Here is a 21,008-nt window from a genome sequence, read left to right as displayed (position 1 = left end):
ATGATGAACACAAGTCATATCAAGGCTCTTTCCAACAAGGAAAGGAGCAGACACCATGAAAGAAAAAAGACGGGATAGCAAAGGTCGTATCCTGCATACTGGAGAGAGCCAACGAACAGACGGAAAATACTTATATAAATATGTAGACGCATTTGGAAACACAAAATATGTGTATGCTTGGAGATTGACACCCACAGACCCGACACCAAAGGGAAAACGGGAAAAATCCTCACTTCGTGAACTGGAACAGCAGATAAGACGGGATATTGAGGACGGTATCGACAGCACAGGCAAGAAAATGACGCTTTGCCAACTTTATGCCAAACAGAACGTACAGAGGGCAAACGTGAAGAAAAGCACACAGAAACAACGGGAACAGCTCATGCGGTTATTGAAAGAGGACAAGTTAGGTGCTAGGAGCATTGATACGATAAAACCCTCTGACGCTAAAGAATGGGCATTACGCATGAAAGATAAAGGCTTTTCCTATAACACCATTAACAACCATAAACGCTCGTTAAAAGCGTCGTTCTATATCGCCATACAAGACGACTGCGTAAGGAAAAACCCTTTTGATTTCAAGTTGAGTGAAGTCCTAGAAAATGATACCAAAGAGAAAGTCGCATTGACAGAGGAACAGGAACAAGCCCTACTCTCATTCATCAAGACGGACAATGTGTATCACAAGTATTATGATGATGTGCTGATACTGTTAAAGACAGGACTTCGTATCTCGGAACTGTGCGGACTGACAGTAGCCGATATTGATTTCCAAAATGAAGTTGTGATTATCGACCACCAGTTATTAAAAAGCAAGGAACAGGGCTATTACATTGAAACGCCTAAGACAAAAAGCGGAACAAGGCAAGTACCATTAAGCAGAGAAACGATACAGGCATTTCAACGGGTTATGAAGAAACGCCCAAAGGCAGAACCATTTGTGATAGACGGACGGGGCAACTTCTTATTTGTCAATCACAAAGGCAAGCCCAAAGTTGCCATTGATTACACTATGCTTTTTGTCCGTATGGTAAAAAAATACAATAAGAACCATAAGGACAACCCATTGCCACATATCACACCGCATACACTACGCCATACGTTCTGTACAAGGCTGGCAAGCAAGAATATGAACCCGAAAGATTTACAGTATATCATGGGGCATTCAAATATCAGTATTACAATGAACTGGTATGCTCATGCGTCCATAGATACTGCAAAATCAGAGGTTCAGCGTCTAATCGCATAAGAAGTATTTACCACGATTTTAACCACGCTTGATAGCGAAAATATAAGAAGATAGACCTAGATATGTGAGGTTTACCACAAAAGCAAAATGCCCGTAGAGCCGATAAAATAAGGCTTTGCGGACATTTAAGAAGATATAAAAAGATAGTCAAAAAGACATATATAATTTTCTCTTAAATTTTAATGCAATTATATTTTCTAATAAATAATCGAATAACTGCGCATCGCATTCTTGTTATTTTAGTGATTATTCTGTTATGTGCAGGTGACAAATTCGAGTTGTAAACGTCTGTTTGGAATATTATATTCTGGCAAAAAAAATTCAGGTACGCTTAAGCGTACCTGAATAAATGTTAAAAGAGATATTATGTTATTTAGCTTCTTCTTCGGCAGCAGCCTCTTCTTCAGCTTCCAGAGCCGGGTCTACGTGAACGGCGGCTACGGATACAACTGCAGCTTCAAGGTCTGTCTTTAAGTCTACATCTTTGTCCTGGGCGATGGCGAGGTCTTTGACTTTGATTACGTCGCCGACTTTCATGTCACCGACATCTACCATAATTTTGTCTACCAGTGCTGATGGGAGAGCTCTGAAGGAGATTTCTTCCAGATGCTGCTGTAATACACCGGCTTCCAGTTTGTCGTGGTTTACAAGTACGATCTCTGCTACGGAATGTACTTTCTCGTTGCTTACCAGTGCCTGGAAATCTATTTCATCCACCTGTCCTTTTAACGGATTGAACTGGATTTCTTTGATCAGTACGTCATATGACTGACCATCTACATCCAGCATAATCTGGCTTCCTTTGTTACTTGTCTTGAGAAGTTTCTCGACAGCAGATTTCTCGATTTTAACAGGAAGAGAACCTTCCATCTCTCTGCCAAATACGTTACCTGTAACGTAGCCTTCTCTTCTTAATCTTTTGGCCTTTGTGTCCATTGTTCTTTTTTCAGCTTTTAAAGTATTCATTTGACTTTTCCTCCATTTTACAGCTGAGGTGACACGCTTGACACTATCTTTAATTTATGAGCATCCGAAATGCTCCAGGTGGTGTTAAGTATTTTTGAGTATTCAGTTGTTTGTTCTTTATCTTTGTTACAGCTGTATTATAACACGCTAGAAATAAAATGCAAGAGGAAAATGTGAAGAGTTTGTGAAGTTTAAGTAAACACAAACAAAGCCCCCCGGAAGTGACTACTTTCGGGGAGCTTTGCATTTAATCTAATTAATCATTAATTACAGAGTATCATTTCTTCTGATATAACCAGGCTGTTCAGCCGGGGAAACGATTTCTTTTTTATGAATGAGGTTTGCCCATTTGTCAACTACTTCATTCTCTACGTGAACACCCTCGCCTACCGTGACTTCAGCGAGAACAACACTGTTTCTTACAACAGCACCTTTTTTAATGACGCATCCACGACCGATTACGGAATTCTCAACAGTACCTTCAATCTGGCAACCGTTGGAGATTACGGAATTCTTCACATCTGCAGTATTGAAATACTGAGTCGGGCAGGAATCATTGGTACGTGTATAGATTGGCCAGTTATCATGGAAAAGTTCCTGAGCTGACTTGTAATTAAGGAGAGCCATGTTTGCAGCATAGTAACTTGGGAAGTCTGTAATGCTTGCAAAGAATCCCTTGTGTGCAACGCCGCGGATGTCCAGAGTTTCGCATTTATCATTCAGGATGTCTGCCAGTGTATACATGGAAGAAAGATTCTTGGCTTCTTTGATCAGGCTGATGAAAAGCTCTGTTTTCATAACACAGGTATCCATATAAACATACTGATTCTTCTTATTACCATGATTCGGTTCGATGGATTCCACACCTTTCTGGCGGTTCAGTCCCAGAACATTACAGGTAAGATAAGCCTCTTTTGCATTATCAACAGCGTGATAAAGGAGAGTAACATCTGCACCGGACTCAATGTGTGTATGTAAAAACTGGTCAAAATCAATTGAATAAACCATATAGCTCGGGGCAATGACAACATACGGATGATTCATTCTGCTGAGGGACTCCATGTTGTCCAGATAGCAGGAGATATCGGTGTTATAGATATCATTGTCATTATTGTGCTCTGAGAAGAGAAGCTGAAGTTTGCCGCTCTTGGAGTTGATATTGTAATGACGTCCTGTTCCAAGATGTTCTACAACAGAACGGGGTTTATTATTGATATAGACCTGAATACGTTCAATGTTGCTGTTGGTCATATTGGAGATAGGGAAGTCAATGACTCTGTATCTGCCAAGGAAAGAAAACGCACCGATTGGGCGATAATCCTGCATACCATCTACATAAATATTTCTCCCGGAAGAGCTTACGATTCCAAATGCCTTATACATATTATTCTGCCCCCTTTACGCGTTTCGCTACAAGCTCAATGTGCTCACTGTCTGCGGCACCGACAACTGCACCTTTACCGATGCGGACACCGTCAGCTACAAGTGCACGCTGAACAACGGCACCCTCTTCTACAACAACACCCGGCATCAGTACACTGTCGATAATTATGGCACCTGCACCAATCTTAACACCTGTAAAGAGAACGGAATGCTTAACTTCGCCCTGAACAACACAGCCCTGTGTGATATATGCATCTTTAACATCTGCTTCTGCGCTGATGTACTGTGGAAGTGCGGTAACATCTTCTGTATAAATCTTCCATGACGGATCACCCAGATCCAGTTCATTCTTGGAACTTAACAGATCCATGTTTGCTTCCCAGAGAGAGTCGATGGTACCAACATCTTTCCAGTATCCTTCAAATTTATATGCATAAAGAGTTCTGTTATCGTTAAGCATAGTAGGGATGATATCCTTACCGAAGTCATGGCTGGAATCTGGATTCTTGATATCAGCCATCAGCATCTTGCGGAGGAGTTTCCAGGTGAAGATATAGATACCCATGGATGCAAGGTTGCTCTTCGGATGCTCAGGTTTCTCTTCGAATTCTACGATACGTCCGGATTCGTCAGTATTCATGATACCAAAACGGCTTGCCTCTTTCATCGGAACTCCGATAACTGCGATGGTTGCATCTGCCTTTGCTTCTTTGTGGGCTGCAAGCATCTTGTCATAGTTCATTTTATAAATATGGTCACCGGAAAGAACAAGAACGTATTCAGGATCAAATTTATCAATGAAATCAATATTCTGGGAGATTGCATCTGCAGTTCCGCGATATACATTCAGATTCTCATCTGCTTTCTCACGTGGAGGAAGAACGTAAACACCGCTGTTTTTAGCATCAAGACCCCAGCGTCCGCCGGCTGCCACATAACTGTTCAGCTGGATAGATTCATACTGTGTAAGTACACCTACAACATCAACGCCACTGTTGGCACAGTTGCTTAAAGGAAAGTCTACGATACGATATTTACCGCCGTATGAAACGGCCGGCTTTGCCACTTTATTGGTAAGATCATGCAGACGGCTGCCACGACCGCCGGCCAGGATCATGGCCAACATACTATTTTGTTTCATAATAGTGAACCCTCGCTTTCATTTGTTAGGTAATATTATACATTTTTTCCTGACATTTTTCCATAGGTTTCTGAAAAAAATATGTAAAAACTTTGCTACAAACTAAGTAAAATCGACGAAAAATTATACATTATATACAAATATCGAGACGAATCGCATGACAGGGGATTAAAGATATTTGTAAATTATGCTTATAACGTACCAAAATTCATTCCAGATTGCCTGCGACAATGGAATTTTGGCCTGTATGTCTCGGGATTTTGGCATATTCATGCCAAAACACCTCGCGGAATAATGCTGTGTGAACAGTAACATTTGTTCACAAATTTAAGTGAAACGGGTGGACGTATAATAGTTCTTACGCTATAATAGGTAGGAATTTATAGAAGAAACGCGTAACTGTGAAAATACTGAACAGTTACAGAGAAACAGAGGTTATCACGTGAGTAAAAGAGAAGATTATAAACGATTTATCGTATTTTGTCTGGCGAGTCTGGTGGTTCTGGCACAGGCGGCGGTCTTTGCATGGGTGTGGTATTCCGTTTACAGAGGACAGATCGACGAGCCTTTCTGGCGCAAAGGTAACTGGGTACTGATCGCAATCTACGGTCTGATGTTTGCCCTGTTTGCCAAATTGTACGGAGGACTTAAGGTTGGATATCTTAAGAGGATTGATGTATTTTATTCGCTGACACTGGCACTTTTGTGTACCAATGTGGTGGAATATCTGGAGATCACCCTGATCAACAGGTGGTTCCTGAGCGTATGGCCTATGATCGAGATGACAGGAATACAGCTGGTGCTGATCATTATCTGGATATTTGGTTCAAGGTATATCTATTCCGGACTTTACCGCGCACGCCGGCTTCTGGTCATTTACGGTGACCGGGATCCGGGGGACGACCTGATCCATAAGATGAATTCCCGAAAGGACAAATATGACATCAGCGGCAAGGTACACATCAGTGTGGGAGAAGAAAAAATCCATCAGATGATGCAGGATTATGACGGCGTGATCATCTGGGATCTGCATTCAACAGAGAGAAACCGTTATCTGAAATACTGTTTTGCACATTCTGTCCGATGCTATGTGAGTCCGAAGATTTCGGACATCATTCTTATGGGAAGTGAACGCATCCATCTTTTTGACACACCGCTTCTGGTATCCAGAAATATGGGACTGGCAGTAGACCAGCGTGCTGCAAAGAGAGTTATGGATATTCTGATTTCAGGGATCGGCATTATAATCACTTCACCGATCATGCTGATCATAGCGATTGCGGTAAAAGCATACGACAGAGGTCCGGTGTTTTATTTTCAGGACCGTCTGACATTGGGTGGAAAGCCCTTTAAGATCTGTAAATTCCGCAGTATGTGCGTAGATTCGGAGAAAAACGGTGCAAGACTGGCATCCAAGCATGATTCCCGTATCACACCGGTAGGTCATGTGCTGAGAAATCTTCATCTGGACGAGCTTCCTCAGCTTTTCAATGTATTTAAGGGAGATATGTCTTTGGTAGGTCCGCGCCCGGAACGTGAAAGTATCATGCTTGAGTATGAGAAAGAGCTTCCGGAATTCTATTATCGTCTGAAGGTTAAAGCAGGTCTTACCGGATATGCGCAGGTCTACGGTAAGTATAATACAACTCCTTATGACAAATTAAAGCTGGATCTGTTTTATATTGAGAATTATTCCTTCCTGCTGGATATCAAGCTGATCTTTATGACAGTTAAAATCTTTTTCCAGAAAGAAGTATCTGAGGGAGTAGATGACAGACAGGTAAATGCGTTGAAGGATTCCGGGAAAAACGCCGGAGTGTCAGAGAATAAAACGGAGGAATGACAATGAATAAACCGCTGGTATCTGTGATCATGCCGGTTTACAACGGAGAAAAATATATTAGAAAGGCTGTGGAATCCGTCTATGAACAGGGAGTTTCGCTGGAACTTCTGGTGATCGATGACGGTTCTACAGACCATACAGAGGAAGTCCTGTCTGCCTATGAGGGCAGAGAGGACTTTCGGTATATTAAGAATGAACAGAATATGGGAGCTGCAGGCTCCAGAAACAGAGGAGTCGGGCTGGCACAGGGAACCTACATTGCTTTTCTGGATGCAGATGACTGGTGGGAGTCAGGCAAGCTGAAAGAGCAGCTGAAACGTCTGGAAGAGACAGGATACGTGCTGTGTTCTACAGGGCGGGAACTGATGAAAGCGGACGGAAGCAGTACAGGACGGACAATCCCTGTAAAAGAGAAGATCACCTACAGAGAACTTCTGAAACATAACAGCATCAACTGTTCTTCGGTAATACTCAGAAGGGATGTGGCGCGTGAATTTCCCATGGAGCATGACGACAGCCATGAGGATTATATCACCTGGCTGAAAATCCTGAGAAAATATGGCTGTGCTGCCGGAATCAACAAACCCTATCTGAAATATCGTCTCAGCGAAGGCGGCAAATCCAGAAACAAACTGAAATCAGCAGCCATGACTTACAATGTCTACAGATACGCCGGTTACGGCAGGATCAGAAGCTGTATTTTTTTCTGTTCTTATGCTGTACATGGAATATGGAAATATTGCTACTGTTCACTTCGTTCACAGTAACGTAGCCAAAATTCATTCCAGATTGCCTGCGGCAATGGAATTTTGGCTTGTATGTCTCGGGATTTTGGCATATTCATGCCAAAACACCTCGCGGGATAGTGGTATGTGAACAGTAACTAACAAAATATTTCCATTGACCGAAATGTTAAGTTTCTATTCCATAAATCGTAAAAATATGTTATGCTTGTTGCAGTAAATATGACTTTGCGGTTAATTGCCCGTTACATTGCTGTGCGTTTTTTTGTCTGCCGGTCATCTGAAGAATCTGGCAGAATGGGGTTGTATGTTCACACAGCAGAAGTCAGAAATATGATTAGAGGATAGTACTTAAACATGAAAATAAAAAAAGAGAGAGCGGCGGTGCCGTACTCCTGCCTGATCGATAACATTAAAGTTTTGCTTATCTTTCTGGTAGTATTTAACCATATTATTGCATTTAACCTTGTAAAGGTAGACACTGTAGTGAGATATGTGTGGTATGCGATCACGATTTTTCACATGCCTGCATTTGTTTTTATTTCAGGATATCTGTCAAAGAAACCTCAGAATGTGCTGAAGAATTTTAAGAACCTGCTGATACCTTATGTTCTGGGATATACCTTAACCTGGTATTCACAGATATGGCTGGGCAGATCTGTAGATTATGAGATACTGCGTCCTACCGGAAGTGTCATGTGGTATATACTGGCACTGTTTATTTACCGCCTTACCATTGAGGCCCTGGGTAAGATCAGATTTATTGTTCCGCTCAGTATTCTTTTTGCATTATGGGCAGGAACCAGACCGGAATTTACCACATTCCTGTCATCCTCAAGAATCGTGGTGTTTTTCCCGTTCTTTGTTGCGGGGTATCTCTGGAAGAGGGAATATATCACAGCGATCCGTAAATTTAAGGGAAAATGGATCCTGGTGGCAATCTCCGGAGTCCTTTTGTGGGCGATACCGAATTATATGATCCCAAATGAAATGGGAATCGCTATTTTCCGAGGTAATCATGGATATCAGCTCTGCGGTCTGACGGATCCTCAGGGAGTGATCCTCAGACTGCTGATGTATCTGGTATCTTTCGTAGTTGTCTATACGATGCTTGCGTTAGTGCCGGACATCAAACTGCCGCTCACCTATGTGGGACGACATACAATGGGAATTTATTTCTTCCATTATCCGATCATGATCATTATGAATGGTTTATATATCCTGATGCTTCCTGTAATGAACAATGTATGGGTGCTTCTGGGAGTATCACTGGTATTTGTACTTGTACTGGGAAGTCTGCCTGTGGATCTTCTCTATACGGGTGTTCTGAATCTGATCGCATTTATCCTGATCAAGAAGGATAAGACAGTCAGAGATGAAGGTCTGGAAGAAGAGTATGACAGCGAATATGATGAATATGAACTTCTCAGAAGAAAGAAAGCTATCGCAGAGCTTGCGGCAACGCTTGATTCAGAGAGTGAGCAGGACGGACATATGGAGAAAGTAAATATGGACGAGGACACACCGGAACATACTTCTTCTGACAGGCATGAAGGCTTCAGCAATGTGGCCGGCATGGAGCTGGAGATTGAAGAAGATAATCTGGATGATATCCCTGATGAACTGATCAAAGGGGAAGAGGAGCTTTCGCTGGAAGACCTGATCCAGGAACTGGAAGCTACTACCAGAACGATGGACGACAATAAAGAACCATAAACACAAAGGAAGAGTTTTGAGATACAAAAACAGTATTTCAAAACTCTTCTTTTTGTAAAGTTAACGCGAATTTAACATTTTTGTAACGGACAGGTGACGGAAGTTGGGAAGTATGATATAATCAAAGTATCTATCGTATGGAGGTTACTGTGAACGGAGTGAACAGTAACGTATGGAGCAGGAAAACTGTTCGGCAAAATAAGAATATTTTTTTCAGGGGAGTTATGACGAAAGAATGAAGAGAGTAATCACATATGGCACTTTTGATCTTTTTCATAAAGGCCACTATAATATTATCAAAAGAGCAAAAGCACTTGGTGATTATCTGATTGTAGGTGTCACAAGTGAGAGCTTTGACATTGAGCGGGGCAAACTCAATGTGCGGGACAGCCTCATTAAGAGAATTGAGAATGTGCGAAGGACCGGGCTGGCAGATGAGATCATCATTGAGGAATATCAGGGACAGAAGGTCAATGACATCATTAAGTATGATATTGATGTCCTGGTGGTAGGATCTGACTGGCGGGGGAAATTTGATTATCTTAAGAACTACTGTGATGTAGTTTATCTGGAAAGGACCAAGAATATTTCCAGTACAAAGCTTCGCAGTGAAGGTGTTATCTTTAATATGGGAATCGTGACAGATGACATCAGGGATAATGATTTTGTGGAAGAATCCAAATATGTCAGCGGGGTTCATGTGGAGCGTGTATTCAGTGAGGATCACGAGACTGCACAGAGATTCTGTGATAAATATGAGTTAGGTTCCTGTTGGAACAGCTATGATGAATTTCTGGCAGATGTAGATATTGTTTATATCAAGACTTCGCTGAACCGGAGAGCGGAATATATCGAACGAGCGCTGAAAAAAGGAAAATATGTGATCAGTGATTCGCCCATGACGCTTTCCTCAGAGAAACTGCGCCACCTGTTTCAGGTGGCAAGGGAGAACAATGTGGTTCTCATTGAACGGACCACACTGGTCTACCTGCGGGCGTTTAATCAGCTGGTATGGCTGGTACACAGTAATCTGGTGGGAGATCTGGTAAGTGTCAAATGTGCGATCTCCCAGGATGATTTCGAGGGCGGCAGGACTTTTAATGAGACGGTCTGCACAGCCATCTGCGCAGTACTGAAACTGCTGGGGAAAAACTGCCAGGATATCAACACCAATGCGGTCCGCAATCAGGAAGGCCGTTTTGTATATGATATGATTTCCATGAAATACGCCGGTGCACTGGCGACTATTGAAATCGGAACAACGGTTGACATTGAGAATGAACTTGTGATCATCGGAAGCAACGGCAGGGTAACTATCCCTAATGACTGGTGGAACACCGGATACTTTGAAGCCAATATTTCAGGAAAAGAATTTCTGAAAAGGTACAGCTTTAACTTCGAGGGAAATGGTTTCCGCTATCTGCTGCAGGAACTGATGATCATGATCAGAGACAAACGGACAGAATGTACCCGGCTTTTCTATGATGAGTCGGTAAAGATAATAGAAATTTTGGAAACAATCAACAGAAAGGACAATTCATGACGGAGAAACAGAAATACCTCCTGAAGCTTTTCAGGGAGGTTGATGAAATCTGCAGAGAACATAACCTCAGATACGTGCTGGCAGGAGGCTCCCTGATCGGAGCTCTCAGACATGAGGGATTTGTTCCCTGGGATGATGATGTAGACCTTTATATGCCACGTCCGGACTGGGAGAAATTCATAGAGATATGCAAAACAGAACTCCCGCCTGACAGAGAGATACAGTGTTCGGAGGTGGACAGAAACTATACAAATTCATTTCCGCGCTACGCATCCACCAATACCTGTGCCATCCATAAGAGCCAGATCATCGGGAAGGACTGCGGCGGAGAAATCATAGACATTCTTACACTGGATCCTGTTCCGGCTGATGACAAAGAATACGAGAAATATAGAACACATATGATGATCTACTCAGATCTTATCAATATTTCCGTAGGTTACAGTGACCGCTGGGAGATACCTGCATCCATGTATCTGAAGTATCTTCTTTCTTATATTTTTCTTGGTAAAAAAAGAACACTGGCAAAGCTTGAGAAGATTATGTTCTCTTATAAAGAAGAGGAATGTGACCGTTATGCCATGCGCTGGGGCGGCTGCCCGTTTCTTTTTGACAAAGATATGATGTTCCCTGTCAAGGATGGAGATTTTGAGGGACAGAAGGCGATGATCCCCAACAAATGCAGCGATTATCTGATCTGGCATTACGGTGATGAGTGGGCTTATATGCCTCCGCATGACAAGAGAGAAGGCCATGTGGCAGTATGTGTAGATGACCTTCCCTATCAGGAGCTGCGTGAGGAGTATATGCCGAAGATCAATAAGGGCAGGCTGCGCTGGGATTGCATCTTCCGCAAATTTTATAATATGCGCATTGCGAAGAAGAGTCATAAAGTCCGTCAGGAGGGTCTTACCATGAAAGCCCGGGCTGTTGCACTGGATCTGCAGGGAGCCATCGATGAATCCGGACTGAAAATCAGTGAGTTGGTAGAGAACAGGGCTTTCCGTAAGCTGAGTGCACTGTTTGGTTCCTATTATAAGAACCAGCTCAGTGCTGACTTTATCGGAAGAGAAGACTATACCAATATTTATGCTTTTTATCATCCGACACTTGTGGAGATACCTGACGATGTATTCTATGCGGCAATGCTGACTCTGTTTTATACAGAACGTGTGTCAAAGGCATATCGGATGATGCAGGTCCGTCAGCAGCTTGACCATCTGAGTCCTGAGATGGAGGTACTGAAAGAAGACATTGAGCTTTTCCGAAAAGCTGCGGATCATTATGAATTCCATCGGATGAAGGAGGCAGAACAGATCGTCAATGAGCTTCTGAAGAAATATCCGGGACATCCGGGCTTTATGAAATTCAAGTGCCGCTTTCTGATGGAGAATGCAGGGGAGAATCGGATTGAAGCAGAGCGTTTTCTGGACAAAGCACTCAAGCTGTTCCCTGAGGACGGATATTTCCTGAAATATAAGGCAGACATCTTCTGGATGGACGGTGAAGTGCAGAAAGCAGCAGAGCTCTATCTGCAGGTAAAGGAAAAGACCACCAATGGAATTGTATGGATGGAGATGGACAGATTCTTCCAGGGATACAAATCCGAGGTCCTGAAAAACTGTGAAGAACTTCTGGCGAACCGCAACAGGAGGGAAGCGCTGTCACTGATGGAACTGTGGAGCTGCCTGATCCCTGAGGATGATGATATCCGGGGCGCATTATATCTGGCAAAGACAGCCTGTGCGCATACCCAGAGCGAGATAGAGAAAGAGATCGCAGAGATCCGGGCTGTTATCGAGACACCGATGCGCACATCTGTTAAAACAGAAGCAGGCAGCAGGGAGAAAACATCAGAAGAATACCAGATGTACAGAAAAGCCCTCACAAGAGCATGGAGACGTCTGGGTTATCCCAAAGAGCTGGCAAACCTGCGAACTCAGATTATCTGCACAGGGGAAGAAAGCGAACTGGAGTGGCTGGCAGAACAGGTGCGAAACCGTCAGTTCCGCAAGGAAGAGAAAGCCTGTGTCTACAAACTGGTGGGCGATGTCCGGATGAAACAGGGACAGACAAAAGAGGCCTTTTCCAATTATAAGAAAGCACTGGAGCATGAGATGTCTTCTTATTTAAGAACAGAGTTGTACCGTATTTTTATCAATGATCTGAACGACGGAAGCAGACAGGCGAAGAGCTTCGGAAGGAAAGCGGATATTATGATCGTGCTTGACAACTGGCTGGGTAAATACGGCAGTATCGATGACATTAAGAAGATTGTCCATACTGTTTCCGATCCTGTCGGAAGCAGAGGATGAACAGAAACGGAGTAAAAAGTTGAACAAAAAACAAAAGGTGATTTTATCATTATTACAGGAAATCGATGAAATATGCCGCCGGAATAAAATAGAATATTACCTCTCTCCACGACTGACACTCTGCGCAGTGGAAGGGCATCCCTTCCCACAGAATCCCATGTTTGGAGTTGTGCTGATGAAAACAGCGGATATGGAACGGTTCCGTCTGGCTGTGGATGAAGATCCAAGGGAAAAGAGAGCACTGGAATCCATGAAGAGCCACAAATGGTTCTCAGGATTTCATCTGAGATACACCAATACAGATACTCTGTGCCTGAATCTGGACAACACCAGAGACTACGCATTCCCGGGAATCGGAGTCAGTATTTTTCCGCTCAGAACGCCGGCAGCTTCTGTAAAAGCAGAACGCAGATTATCCAGAGATGAGATTGCATGGACAGAGCTCTGTCATATCAACTATGCAGATAGAAATTTCAGGAGCAGGGTGAACCGTACGATCATGCGGCTGCAGTGCATGATAACCGGGCGCCAGGGACAGGCGGCACATTTGTATGACAGGCTTGTCAGATCCTGCCAGCAGCCCGGAGCAAATAAATATATCCTCAAAAGAAGAAAACAGACCACAGTTTTCCCAGCAGAAATTTTTGCAGAGAGTAAACGTGTCACCCTGGAAGGTGCAGAACTCCAGGTTCCGGCAAAAACCGCAGAGTATCTCACCATAAGTTATGGAAAGAATTATAAAGATGCAAAGGAACCCCGCTATGTGACACCCATTGCGCTGGCAGTCAGTGCGAGGGTAAGCTACACACAGTTCTGGAAAGAATCCGGAAACTTTGAGAAATACTGTAAAGAGCGAATGAAAAATGCCCGCAAACTTGCCAGAAGCAGGCGGCACAAAGACTACTTCAATGAATGCTGGGATTATGTAGAGTTCTGTGGGGAGCGCATGAATCTGAGTGTTTCCTATGAGAAGCAGAAAGACTACATTAAGAACTTGTATAAGAATGAAGATTATATGACACTTGAGAGGGTATTTCGTCCCTATTTCAAGATGATGCAGAAGAGTCTGCAGAAGAATGAACTCTTTGCAGAGGACGAAGAGATTTTTGACATTTATGTAGACGTACTGGAGAAAACAGGAAAGACAGTACAGAGAAGTAAGATCGGCACGCTGATCTGACGGGAGGGAACATGAAACTTTCAGATTATATTGTTACGTTTTTGCAGAAAAAAGGAATCCGCCATTTCTTCGGCTATCAGGGAACCATGATCGCACATCTGGTAGACTCCATTGAGAGAAATCCGGAGACAGAGAATCATTCCGGTTACAATGAACAGGGGGCAGCTTTCGCAGCCTGCGGATACGCACAGGCGAAGGAAGAATGTGCCTGCGCCTATGCTACCAGCGGACCGGGAGCCATCAACCTTCTGAGTGGTGTGGCAGATGCCTATTATGATTCCCTGCCTGTGATCTTTCTCACAGGACAGCTGAACACTTATGAGTATTCAGGGATTAAGGGGCTGCGTCAGCAGGGATTCCAGGAGACAGATATTGTGGCAATGGCGAAACCGATTACCAAATATGCTGTTCAGATACGAAACCCTGAGGACATTGTGGAGGAATTAAATAAAGCATACCATATTGCAACCACAGGACGCAGAGGACCGGTGCTCATCGATCTTCCCATGAATATCCAGAGAAGTGAAGTGGAGAATCCGGTCTATGACATGACTTTTGAGGACAAACATACAGATGCAGCTGCAGCACAGCAGGCGGCAGATACGATTCTGGAAGCACTGGAACAGGCAAAACGTCCGGTGATCATGCTGGGCCATGGCGTGGACAGCAGCTTCAGCCAGCAGAAACTGATCCGCTTTGCACAGAAGAGACAGATTCCGATCATCACCAGCGTTCTGGCGAAATCAGTTCTGGGATACGACCATCCGCTGAATTTCGGGTGCATCGGCGGTGCCTATGGACACCGTTATGCAAATATGATCGCCAATGCAAAAAGCGATCTGCTTCTCTGCTTTGGCATTTCTCTGTGTACCAGGCAGATCGGAACCAAAGTACATGAATTTGCCAGAGGTGCAAAGATCATACGTATAGATATTGATCCATACAATCTTCAGAGAGATATCCATGAGAATGGTATCAATGAAGTGAAGCTGCAGGCAGAGACAGGTGCAGTAATCGATTGTCTTGCAAAAGCAGCAGCTCCGGATACAGAGGGGATCAGTGACTGGCTGAATGTCTGCACAGAGATTAAGGAAAATCTTCAGGCAGTTGATGATGCCACGCCGGAAAGATATCCGAACCGTATGATCGCAGACCTCAGTGATATGCTGGAGGATACCTCCGCGATCGCAGTGGATGTAGGACAGCATATGGTGTGGAGTTACCAGTCATTCAAGAATCATGAAGGACAGAAACTTCTCTTCTCCGGCGGACATGGAGCTATGGGCTACGGGCTTCCGGCAGCTATCGGAGCGTATTATGCAACCGGAAAACCGACCGCCTGCATCTGCGGAGACGGTGCACTCCAAATGAATATCCAGGAACTGGAGTGGGTGAAGAGAGAGAATCTTCCTGTTAAGATCATGGTTATGAATAATGAAGCACTTGGCATGATCCGTCACCTGCAGAGAGATTATTTTGACTGTCTGTTCGCAGGAACCACAGACGGCTGCGGTTTTGCTTCCTGTAATTTCGCAGAGGTGGCAAAGGCTTACGGCATTCCCGCACTGAGAATGCTCTGCGATGCAGTCAGAGAAGAAGCACCGGAATTTCTGGAAGGGGAAGGTCCGAAACTTCTGGAAGTTATGCTGGAGCATGGAACTTTTGCATATCCCAAGACCTGTCTGGGTGAACCGATCCATAATCAGCAGCCATATGCACCGAAGGAAGTTTATGACAGACTGATGGAATTGTAGGAGTGAAGAATATATTTCGGTAATGTGGAATATATAATTATAGAAGGAATTTTTTTGCAGGCAGTCCGTTTTATGGAAGTGGGGAGACTCCCGCATGACAGAGAACAGATCTGTCTGTATTATAGATGAATAAAAAGAGGGAATATAAAATGAGCAAGGTAACAGTGATCACAGGCGGCACCTCCGGAATCGGACGCGGTATTGTGGAGAAGATACTAGCAAACTCAGCAGAAGATGATCTGATCTTTGCCACTTACGCTCACAATGCATATAAAGCCAATGAATTCTGGGACAGCCTGAAACCGGAAGACCAGGAGAAGCTTATTATTCTGAAAGCGGACATGTCTTCCTATGACGATATGATGAATTTCGTCGGAGAAGTAAAAGAGAAAGCAGGACACGTAGACTGGCTGATCAGCAATGCGGGAATCAGCACTTACGATAAATTTCAGGATTACACTTTCGAGGAATGGAATAAGATCGTAAATACCAACCTGTCTGTACCTGTATTTATGGTCAAAGAATTTATGCCTGTTATGACAGAGGGCGGAAGAGTACTCTTCATGGGTTCCTATGCAGGGCAGCAGGCATACTCCTCCTCTTTGGTATACGGCGTGACCAAGGCTGCCATCCACTTCCTTACCAAATCGCTGGTAAAGGAATTTGAGCCAAAAGGCATCACAGTCAATGCCATTGCCCCCGGTTTCATCCAGACGCCCTGGCATGAGAACCGCACACCGGAAAGCTACGAACGCATCAACCGCAAGATCGCACTGCACAGATTCGGTGAGATCAAAGACGTGGCAGATATGGCGTACAGTATACTTACCAATAACTACATGAATGGAAGTATTGTAGATATCCATGGAGGATATGATTACTTCTGATAAAGTTCAACAGAAGAAAAATATTTCTGGAGAGCTAGAGCGTGTCTGAAAAAGGCTTTCTGCAAGATGTGCGTCACAATTTGTGGGATATTTTGCCCGGATGAGGGCGCCGTAGCGGGCTACGGCAACTGAATTCGGGTGAAATATCCCGCAAAGTGGGGCGTGTAGATTGCGGGAATGATTTTTCAGACACACTCTATGGCAGATTGAAGAAAAGGATATGGGTATTTTCAGAAGAAATACCATACGGCGTCGGATAGCTGCGTTTCCTGTAAAAAATATGCGATGAAATATAGGCATAAATAATAAGAAAAGACTTGACTTAGGCATGCCATGTGTGATAAACTTGACAAGCGACATGGAAGTTAGGTCTTTTTTTTATGCCCGAAAAGATGACGGATACATCGTCCGGCATGAGGAAAATGACCATGCAAATGAAAACACTGGAGGTGGAAGTTGTGCGCGTTAAGATTACATTAGCATGTACCGAGTGCAAGCAGCGTAACTACAATATGACTAAGGAGAAAAAGAACCATCCTGAGAGAATGGAAACTCAGAAATATTGTAAGTTCTGCCGCAAACACACTCTGCATAAGGAAACAAAGTAATCCAAGGTAACTGGACGAAACAGTTACTCACAGAGAATTGTGAGGTCAGGCTATGCAAGGAAATGAAAAATCTGCTGGCAAGAGCCAGAAGAAGAGTTGGTTTCAGGGACTTCAGTCAGAATTCAGGAAGATTGTCTGGACAGACCGCAATGAACTGATTAAGCAGACTATCGTGGTAGTTTGCGTGTCGATCGTGCTTTGCGTACTGATCAGCGTCATGGATTCATTTATTCTCGAAGGCATTAATCTTTTAATGAAATAAGGATAAGGTGATTGTATGTCAGAAGCGAAATGGTATGTTGTTCATACTTATTCCGGGTATGAGAACAAAGTAAAAGTCGATATTGAAAAAACCATCGAAAACAGACACCTGGAAGACCAGATCCTTGAAGTTCGTGTTCCGCTGCAGGAAGTGGCTGAGCTGAAAAACGGGGCTCTGAAACAGGTTCAGAAGAAAATGTTTCCTGGCTATGTACTTCTCAACATGGTTATGAATGACGATACATGGTATGTTGTCCGTAACACCAGAGGTGTGACAGGCTTCGTTGGACCAGGGTCCAAGCCGGTACCGTTGACCGAGGAAGAGATGCTTCCTCTTGGTATCAAGAAAGAGGAAATTCAGGTCGATTTCGCAGAGGGTGATACAGTTGTTGTCACAGGCGGTGCCTGGAAAGATACCGTTGGTGTTATCACTGCCCTTAATGTGCAGAAACAGACAGCAACGATCAATGTTGAACTTTTCGGCCGCGAAACGCCGGTAGAAATTAGTTTCGCAGAAATCAAACAGATGTAACAAGCAAAGGTAACAATATCGTGGGAGGGACCATAAACCCCCGCCAATACCACATAGGAGGTGCCGAAAAATGGCAAAGAAAGTAACAGGATATATCAAATTACAGATTCCGGCTGGTAAAGCAACTCCAGCACCACCTGTAGGTCCAGCTCTTGGACAGCACGGTGTAAATATCGTTCAGTTCACAAAAGAGTTCAATGCAAGAACAGCAGATCAGGGAGACTTAATCATTCCTGTAGTTATCACTGTTTATGCAGACAGAAGTTTCAGCTTCATAACCAAAACTCCGCCGGCTGCAGTTCTTCTTAAGAAAGCTGCTAAGATCAAATCCGGTTCCGGCGTACCGAACAAGACAAAAGTTGCTAAGGTTACTAAAGCTCAGGTTCAGGAAATCGCTGAACTTAAGATGAAAGACTTAAATGCAGCATCCCTTGAAGCAGCTATGAGCATGATCGCTGGTACTGCAAGAAGTATGGGAATCGAAGTAGTTGATTAATTTTAATATTAAATAGTAAGTGGGAGGGCGTTCCCCGCAAATACCACAGGAGGTTATAGAAATGAAACGAGGAAAGAAATACGTGGAAGCTGCTAAAGCAGTAGACCGCGCTACATTATATGATACCGCAGAAGCTATCAGCTTAGTTAAAAAAGCTGCAGTTGCTAAATTTGACGAAACTATCGAAGTTCATATCCGTACAGGCTGCGATGGACGTCATGCAGACCAGCAGATCCGTGGTGCAGTAGTTCTGCCACATGGTACTGGTAAAAAAGTTCGTGTTTTAGTATTCGCTAAAGATGCTAAAGCTGAAGAAGCAAAAGCAGCAGGTGCTGAATTCGTAGGAGCTGAGGATCTTATTCCGAAGATCCAGAACGAAGGATGGTTAGACTTTGACGTTGTTGTTGCAACTCCAGATATGATGGGTGTTGTAGGTCGTCTTGGTCGTGTACTTGGACCGAAAGGTTTAATGCCAAACCCGAAAGCTGGTACAGTAACAATGGACGTTACTAAAGCAGTTCACGATATCAAAGCAGGTAAGATTGAGTACCGTCTTGATAAAACCAACATCATTCATGTTCCGGTTGGTAAAGCATCCTTTACAGAGGAACAGTTAAGCGACAACTTCCAGACGCTGATCGATGCTATCGTTAAGGCTAGACCAAGCACACTGAAAGGTCAGTATTTAAAGAGCGTTGTTATTGCTCCGACAATGGGACCTGGTGTGAAGATCAACCCGATGAAATTAGCATAATAGATTTTAGCAATTTAAGACTCCCGGGGATTCTCCGGGGGTCTTTTTGCGCTTCTTTAGGTGGCGGGTATGGGGACGCGCAGGAAAATATTTGTTTTCTGATACGGCTGCGGAGGCAGGAATACTAAGCTTCCGGAAATTTGCTAAAACCATGCCGGAAAAATTCAAACTCGCTTCGCTCAGACAGTGAATTTTTCCGGCATAACGCAAATTCCCGGAAGCTAAGTATTGCTACACCTCCTGTAGATGTATCAGAAAACAAATATTTTCCTGCGCTGTACAATGGTTTCGCGGGCGGGGAAAACGGAAAGGTATTGGATATAGGGAGAAAGATGCAATGTATGGGTGTGCAGGAATGGAAGATTACAGGATTGTGTAAGGGTGTGTTATAGTAGGGGGATGAATTAGAGATTTGTTAGATATATTTTTTCTGAGTAATGTTATAGAGGCAGACAGGAGGCGTTATTGTGGCTGGCAGGAGACGGAAAAAGAGCGGTGGAAGAAGTTATGCATGGAGATATCGGGGCAGGATTGTGGCTTGTGTGTTTGTTGAGGTGATCATTATCTGTGCGCTGGTTATCATGATCGGATGGAATAAGGGCGTGAAGGAGTGGTTTGAGCAGTTTGAGCAGCCGGTTCTGAAGGAAGTGGATATCAGTGGTATCAACAGTCCGAATGCGATCCTGATGCAGGCCAGGGGAGGTAAGATTCTGGGTGAGATTAACGGGGAGGCTCAGATTTATCCGGCTTCTATGACGAAGATTATGACTGTGATATTGGGGATTGAGAATTTTGATGATCTGGATGAGAAGATTACTCTGACGGATGAGATGTTCTCCGGATTGTATGAGCAGGATGCTACGCAGGCAGGTTTTCAGCCGGGGGAAGAGGTCCGGGTGATTGATCTTCTCTATGGTGCGATGTTGCCTTCGGGGGCAGAGTGCTGTATTGCGCTGGCAGATACGATCAGTGGTTCAGAGGCGGATTTTGCGGAGCTGATGAATAAGAAAGCAAGGAAGCTTGGAATGGAGAATACTCATTTCTGTGATTCTACAGGACTGCATAATCCGGATCATTACAGTACGGTTAAGGATATTGCGGTGTTGATGAAGTATTGCATTAAGAATGATACGTTTCGTGAGATTGTGGAGACCTCCAGACATTCTACCGGAGTTACAAATATCCACCCGGATGGAATTACCTACTACAGTACAATGTTTAAAAATCTGTCTGATCCGACAGTCACAGGTGGAAAAATCCTCGGTGGCAAGACCGGCTATACCAGTGAGGCAGGACACTGTCTGGTGAGTTTTGCGGAGATTGAGGGCAGGGAATATATCTTTGTTTCCGCAGGTGCTTCAGGAGCAGAAGGAAATACGATTCCGCATATTCAGGATGCTGTGACTGTTTATAACAGGGTTGGTGCGGCGATTGAGGAGAAGATGAATGATAATAACAAATAAAATCTCCCACAAATTGTGACGCACATCTTGTGGGGAGCATTTTCGTTACTGTTCACTGGTAATATCCCGCGAGGTGTTTTTTGTGAGCAAAGGTCACAGAAAACCCGAGACATACCGCGCGAATTTATGCGATCAGCATAAATTCTGTGCATCGCGAAGCGTGTTACTGTGAAT

19 protein-coding genes and 1 pseudogene are annotated in these 21,008 nt (G+C 43.9%); 16 read left to right on the top strand and 4 right to left on the bottom strand.

Annotated elements, in window-relative coordinates; translation table 11 throughout:
- Positions 1-55 precede the first annotated feature (55 nt).
- Positions 56-1,249 (top strand): site-specific integrase, encoded by a 1,194-nt coding sequence (locus NQ550_RS21175; protein WP_025580843.1) that lies wholly within the window; start codon positions 56-58, stop codon positions 1,247-1,249.
- Positions 1,250-1,618: 369 nt separating this feature from the next.
- On the opposite strand, the gene NQ550_RS21170 is transcribed toward NQ550_RS21175, so the two are convergent.
- From NQ550_RS21170 to NQ550_RS21160, 3 genes are all read right to left on the bottom strand, one after another.
- Positions 1,619-2,215 (bottom strand): 50S ribosomal protein L25, encoded by a 597-nt coding sequence (locus tag NQ550_RS21170; protein ID WP_025581187.1) that lies wholly within the window; start codon positions 2,213-2,215, stop codon positions 1,619-1,621.
- Between the two features lie 267 nt (positions 2,216-2,482).
- A complete protein-coding gene (gene glgD / locus NQ550_RS21165) occupies positions 2,483-3,598 on the bottom strand; it encodes a glucose-1-phosphate adenylyltransferase subunit GlgD (protein ID WP_025581188.1) in 1,116 nt (371 codons plus the stop codon).
- A 1-nt stretch (position 3,599) separates the two neighbouring features.
- Positions 3,600-4,739, bottom strand: coding sequence for a glucose-1-phosphate adenylyltransferase (locus NQ550_RS21160; RefSeq protein ID WP_025581189.1), 1,140 nt, complete (start codon positions 4,737-4,739; stop codon positions 3,600-3,602).
- A 442-nt stretch (positions 4,740-5,181) separates the two neighbouring features.
- On the opposite strand from NQ550_RS21160, the gene NQ550_RS21155 reads away from it, so the two are divergent.
- The 8 genes from NQ550_RS21155 to NQ550_RS21120 all read left to right on the top strand — a co-directional run bounded on the left by NQ550_RS21155 (position 5,182) and on the right by NQ550_RS21120 (position 16,720).
- Positions 5,182-6,582 carry an exopolysaccharide biosynthesis polyprenyl glycosylphosphotransferase gene (locus NQ550_RS21155; RefSeq protein ID WP_022380407.1) on the top strand — a complete coding sequence of 467 codons (1,401 nt, stop codon included), beginning with the start codon at positions 5,182-5,184 and terminating at the stop codon, positions 6,580-6,582.
- Positions 6,583-6,584: 2 nt separating this feature from the next.
- Entirely contained in the window at positions 6,585-7,349 is a 765-nt protein-coding gene (locus tag NQ550_RS21150) for a glycosyltransferase family 2 protein (RefSeq protein WP_020993233.1), read from the top strand.
- Positions 7,350-7,682: 333 nt separating this feature from the next.
- On the top strand, positions 7,683-9,041 hold the full coding sequence (locus tag NQ550_RS21145) for an acyltransferase family protein (RefSeq protein ID WP_025581038.1): 1,359 nt from the start codon (positions 7,683-7,685) through the stop codon (positions 9,039-9,041).
- Positions 9,042-9,276: 235 nt separating this feature from the next.
- Positions 9,277-10,584 (top strand): adenylyltransferase/cytidyltransferase family protein, encoded by a 1,308-nt coding sequence (locus NQ550_RS21140; RefSeq protein ID WP_025581039.1) that lies wholly within the window; start codon positions 9,277-9,279, stop codon positions 10,582-10,584.
- Positions 10,581-12,899: a LicD family protein gene (locus NQ550_RS21135; RefSeq protein ID WP_025581041.1), complete on the top strand. Its 2,319-nt coding sequence runs from the start codon at positions 10,581-10,583 to the stop codon at positions 12,897-12,899. The genes NQ550_RS21140 and NQ550_RS21135 overlap by 4 nt, the downstream gene beginning before the upstream one ends.
- 19 nt (positions 12,900-12,918) lie before the next feature.
- On the top strand, positions 12,919-14,079 hold the full coding sequence (locus NQ550_RS21130; RefSeq protein ID WP_025581042.1) for a LicD family protein: 1,161 nt from the start codon (positions 12,919-12,921) through the stop codon (positions 14,077-14,079).
- Between the two features lie 11 nt (positions 14,080-14,090).
- Entirely contained in the window at positions 14,091-15,833 is a 1,743-nt protein-coding gene (locus tag NQ550_RS21125) for a thiamine pyrophosphate-binding protein (RefSeq protein ID WP_008705384.1), read from the top strand.
- A 149-nt stretch (positions 15,834-15,982) separates the two neighbouring features.
- A complete protein-coding gene (locus NQ550_RS21120; protein ID WP_008705382.1) occupies positions 15,983-16,720 on the top strand; it encodes an SDR family NAD(P)-dependent oxidoreductase in 738 nt (245 codons plus the stop codon).
- Between the two features lie 84 nt (positions 16,721-16,804).
- Here the strand turns inward: NQ550_RS21120 and NQ550_RS22695 are convergent.
- Positions 16,805-16,966 (bottom strand): annotated as a pseudogene (locus NQ550_RS22695) (DUF6783 domain-containing protein); the annotation flags it as partial.
- Positions 16,967-17,178: 212 nt separating this feature from the next.
- Here NQ550_RS22695 and rpmG point away from each other — a divergent pair.
- The 7 genes from rpmG (at position 17,179) to NQ550_RS23005 (ending at position 20,896) form a co-directional block, all read left to right on the top strand.
- Positions 17,179-17,328 carry a 50S ribosomal protein L33 gene (rpmG, locus tag NQ550_RS21115; RefSeq protein WP_025578252.1) on the top strand — a complete coding sequence of 50 codons (150 nt, stop codon included), beginning with the start codon at positions 17,179-17,181 and terminating at the stop codon, positions 17,326-17,328.
- Between the two features lie 52 nt (positions 17,329-17,380).
- Positions 17,381-17,590 (top strand): preprotein translocase subunit SecE, encoded by a 210-nt coding sequence (secE, locus tag NQ550_RS21110; RefSeq protein WP_008705380.1) that lies wholly within the window; start codon positions 17,381-17,383, stop codon positions 17,588-17,590.
- 15 nt (positions 17,591-17,605) lie between these two features.
- Positions 17,606-18,121, top strand: a complete 516-nt coding sequence (gene nusG / locus NQ550_RS21105; protein ID WP_008705379.1) for a transcription termination/antitermination protein NusG — start codon at positions 17,606-17,608, stop codon at positions 18,119-18,121.
- Between the two features lie 70 nt (positions 18,122-18,191).
- Positions 18,192-18,617, top strand: coding sequence for a 50S ribosomal protein L11 (gene rplK, locus NQ550_RS21100; protein WP_008705378.1), 426 nt, complete (start codon positions 18,192-18,194; stop codon positions 18,615-18,617).
- Positions 18,618-18,678: 61 nt separating this feature from the next.
- Positions 18,679-19,371: a 50S ribosomal protein L1 gene (gene rplA / locus NQ550_RS21095; protein ID WP_008705377.1), complete on the top strand. Its 693-nt coding sequence runs from the start codon at positions 18,679-18,681 to the stop codon at positions 19,369-19,371.
- Between the two features lie 467 nt (positions 19,372-19,838).
- Complete coding sequence (locus NQ550_RS21090) at positions 19,839-20,834, top strand: D-alanyl-D-alanine carboxypeptidase family protein (RefSeq protein WP_025578255.1); 996 nt, start codon at positions 19,839-19,841, stop codon at positions 20,832-20,834.
- Positions 20,831-20,896: a DUF6783 domain-containing protein gene (locus tag NQ550_RS23005; protein ID WP_349826297.1), complete on the top strand. Its 66-nt coding sequence runs from the start codon at positions 20,831-20,833 to the stop codon at positions 20,894-20,896. Before NQ550_RS21090 ends, NQ550_RS23005 begins: the two co-directional genes overlap by 4 nt.
- Positions 20,897-21,008 lie beyond the last annotated feature (112 nt).

The sequence above is a fragment of the Blautia wexlerae DSM 19850 genome, assembly GCF_025148125.1.
Taxonomy (GTDB): Bacteria; Bacillota; Clostridia; order Lachnospirales; family Lachnospiraceae; genus Blautia_A; species Blautia_A wexlerae.
This window is presented reverse-complemented; position numbering and strand designations above follow the sequence as displayed.

Coding starts and splice junctions, on each gene's coding strand:
- NQ550_RS21120 (WP_008705382.1), top strand. CDS start 15,983: ATGAGCAAGGTAACAGTGATCACAGGCGGCACCTCCGGAATCGGACGC.
- NQ550_RS21150 (WP_020993233.1), top strand. CDS start 6,585: ATGAATAAACCGCTGGTATCTGTGATCATGCCGGTTTACAACGGAGAA.
- NQ550_RS21160 (WP_025581189.1), bottom strand. CDS start 4,739: ATGAAACAAAATAGTATGTTGGCCATGATCCTGGCCGGCGGTCGTGGC.
- NQ550_RS21145 (WP_025581038.1), top strand. CDS start 7,683: ATGAAAATAAAAAAAGAGAGAGCGGCGGTGCCGTACTCCTGCCTGATC.
- NQ550_RS21170 (WP_025581187.1), bottom strand. CDS start 2,215: ATGAATACTTTAAAAGCTGAAAAAAGAACAATGGACACAAAGGCCAAA.
- rplA (WP_008705377.1), top strand. CDS start 18,679: ATGAAACGAGGAAAGAAATACGTGGAAGCTGCTAAAGCAGTAGACCGC.
- glgD (WP_025581188.1), bottom strand. CDS start 3,598: ATGTATAAGGCATTTGGAATCGTAAGCTCTTCCGGGAGAAATATTTAT.
- NQ550_RS21135 (WP_025581041.1), top strand. CDS start 10,581: ATGACGGAGAAACAGAAATACCTCCTGAAGCTTTTCAGGGAGGTTGAT.
- rplK (WP_008705378.1), top strand. CDS start 18,192: ATGGCAAAGAAAGTAACAGGATATATCAAATTACAGATTCCGGCTGGT.
- NQ550_RS21175 (WP_025580843.1), top strand. CDS start 56: ATGAAAGAAAAAAGACGGGATAGCAAAGGTCGTATCCTGCATACTGGA.
- secE (WP_008705380.1), top strand. CDS start 17,381: ATGCAAGGAAATGAAAAATCTGCTGGCAAGAGCCAGAAGAAGAGTTGG.
- NQ550_RS21125 (WP_008705384.1), top strand. CDS start 14,091: ATGAAACTTTCAGATTATATTGTTACGTTTTTGCAGAAAAAAGGAATC.
- nusG (WP_008705379.1), top strand. CDS start 17,606: ATGTCAGAAGCGAAATGGTATGTTGTTCATACTTATTCCGGGTATGAG.
- NQ550_RS21140 (WP_025581039.1), top strand. CDS start 9,277: ATGAAGAGAGTAATCACATATGGCACTTTTGATCTTTTTCATAAAGGC.